The sequence below is a fragment of the Ferroplasma sp. Type II genome (assembly GCF_000496155.1).
The window spans coordinates 1-1,836 of record NZ_KI542697.1 but is presented as its reverse complement, the minus strand read 5'-3'; the positions used below and the strand labels follow the sequence as shown (position 1 = coordinate 1,836).

The 1,836-nt window shown below is 29.5% G+C and carries 2 protein-coding genes; both read left to right on the top strand.

The features are described 5' to 3' along the window. Positions 1-155 precede the first annotated feature (155 nt). Entirely contained in the window at positions 156-581 is a 426-nt protein-coding gene (gene tnpA, locus AMDU4_RS02925; RefSeq protein ID WP_021786495.1) for an IS200/IS605 family transposase, read from the top strand. After that, positions 568-1,761 (top strand): RNA-guided endonuclease TnpB family protein, encoded by a 1,194-nt coding sequence (locus AMDU4_RS02920; protein ID WP_021786494.1) that lies wholly within the window; start codon positions 568-570, stop codon positions 1,759-1,761. The genes tnpA and AMDU4_RS02920 overlap by 14 nt, the downstream gene beginning before the upstream one ends. Positions 1,762-1,836 lie beyond the last annotated feature (75 nt).

Here is a 1,836-nt window from a genome sequence, read left to right as displayed (position 1 = left end):
TATAATGGCAAATAAAAAGGGAGAAGCAGTGGAAATACTGCATTATCTGAATGACAGAATTATGAAAGAATTTTAACATATAAGCGGGAAGTTCCCTTTCGTTAGAGAGGGGATGAAAGTGCAAATTTTATAGTCTATTAAGTTATTATACAACTATGTCACCATATAATCTGGATAAGGGTCAGCATTCAGTGTACTCTTTGTATTACCACTTTATTCAGGTTGTAAAATACAGAAAGAAAGTATTTTTAAATGATGCAATAGTTGATTTTCTAAAAATGAAGATAAGGGAAATATCAGAAACATTCAATGTTGATGTACTGGATATAGAATGCGATAAGGATCATTTCCATATGCTATTCAAGGCAACGCCATTATTAAATATCACAAAATATGTAAATGCAATAAAGACAATAACATCAAGGGAAATACAGAGAAACTTTCCCGATGTTAAAAATGAATTATATAATAATGAATTCTGGGCTCCTTCTTATTTTTTGGCAACATCAGGCCAGGTTACATTAGATGTTTTAAAAGAATATGTAGACTCACAGGAGGCAAAAAGGCATGAGGGCTTATAAATTCAGAATATACCCGAATAAAGAGCAAATCAAAAAGATAGATTATATTCTTGATTTATCCCATAATTTATACAATGCAATGTTAGAACAGAGAAAGATGGCATATGAATTAAAGAAGGATTTTTATTATAATATAAATGTTAATTATACATACCAGCAGAATCAATTACCAGAGTTAAAAAATGAATTCCCTGAATATAAATATATATATTCACAGGTACTTCAGGATGTTGCAAATAGGTTAGACAAAGCATATGATAATTTCTTTAGAAGAATAAATGAAAAGGAAAAAGGTAAAAAAATAAAAGCAGGTTTTCCAAGATTTAAATCAAAGAAAGTATACAAATCATTTACATATACACAATCTGGATTTGAAATATTAGATAAAACACATTTAAAATTATCAAAAATAGGAAAAATAAGAATGTTCAAGCATAGAGAAATCAATGGAGAAATAAAGGGATTAACAATAAAAAGGGAGAATACAGGAAAATACTATGCTATATTCACTGTTAATGAAAATAATAATATAAATTATTCACTGATTCCTGATAAACCAGTAGGTTTCGATTTAGGATTGTTATCATTAATAAAAACAAGCAATGATGAAGATATAGAACCACCAAAATATTTAAGAAAATCGGAAAAGAAATTAAAAAAATTGCATAGGAGTTTATCAAGGAAAAATAAAGGATCAAAAAACAGGGAGGAAGCAAGAATACAATTAGCAGGGATGGATAATCATATTTCAAATCAGAGGAATGACTTTGCACAGAAATTATCAAATAAATTAATAAAAGAATATAATTTTATAGCATTTGAGGACTTAAATATAAACAATATGGTTAAAAACCATAAATTGGCAAAGAGCATAGAGGATGCGTCATGGGGTAGCCTTATAAAAGATATAATTTACAAGGCTGAGAGTGCCGGTAAATCATATATTAAGGTTAATCCTAAATACACATCAATGAAATGCTCAAAATGTGGAAATATAAAAAATGATTTAACATTGGATGATAGAACATATCATTGTGATGTATGTGGTATTACCATTGATAGGGATTTAAATGCGGCAATAAACATATTAAATGATGCTATAGATAAGATATTTAAAATGTTTATAATAAAACATAAAAAAAAGAGTAGGCACGGACTGTCGCCGATTTTATGCCCGTAGAGGCTCAACCTCTGCAATGCAAGTTGAGTTGTGAAGCGGGAAGCCCCATGCGTTAGCCTGGGGAGGATGTCACTA

What these genes read in the sequence shown, in the direction of transcription:
- tnpA (WP_021786495.1), top strand. Translation starts at nt 156, where the DNA reads ATGTCACCATATAATCTGGATAAGGGTCAGCATTCAGTGTACTCTTTG.
- AMDU4_RS02920 (WP_021786494.1), top strand. Translation starts at nt 568, where the DNA reads ATGAGGGCTTATAAATTCAGAATATACCCGAATAAAGAGCAAATCAAA.